Genomic DNA, 533 nt, shown 5'->3' with positions numbered 1-533 from the left:
GTCGGCTCAGGGGTTGGTGGACCAGCCGTGATCGGCCGGCGCGCGTGCGGCGGACCGGCGCTCCTGCGGGCCGTGGCCGGAGGCCGGACGCGGCAGCAGCCGGCGCGGCCCCCCGGCGCGGGCCGGGATCGCGGTGCGCACCGCCTGCTGGAGCAGCCGCAGCTCCTCCTGCAGGGCCGCCAGGCGCGCGAGCAGCTCGCCATCGCTGAGCGGCCCGGCCGGGCATTCCTCGCACTGCCCGACCGCCCGGATCTTGCGCAGCAGGGCCGGGCCGATCGCCGGGGTGGTGAGCCAGCGGGCATCCGGGATCGCCGCCACCTCCTGAAGGCTCGGGCAGCGGCCGCCGAACTCGCCGCAGATCACCGCTTGCAGCCGGGGGGAGAAGTGGCTCAGGGGAAAAGGCTCATCCCGCGACATGGGCATCGATCCTTGGGTTCTGATCGTTGGGCTTTGATCCTGGGGTGCTGATCCTGGCTCGAACGCCCCCTATCGCAGAGCCCGATCGTGTCTGCCCCGGGGCTGAATCAAGGCCA

General features: G+C 73.5%; 1 protein-coding gene. It reads right to left on the bottom strand.

All coding sequences use genetic code 11. The features are described from left to right. Positions 1–6: 6 nt before the first annotated feature. Positions 7–417, bottom strand: coding sequence for a hypothetical protein (locus KBI52_RS00925; RefSeq protein ID WP_210804795.1), 411 nt, complete (start codon positions 415–417; stop codon positions 7–9). Positions 418–533: the final 116 nt, after the last annotated feature.

The sequence above is a fragment of the Microvirga sp. HBU67558 genome (genome assembly GCF_018069605.1).
Taxonomy (GTDB): domain Bacteria; phylum Pseudomonadota; class Alphaproteobacteria; order Rhizobiales; family Beijerinckiaceae; genus Microvirga; species Microvirga terrae.
Note: the sequence above shows the minus strand (reverse complement) of the source record. Positions and strands in the feature narration are given on the sequence as shown.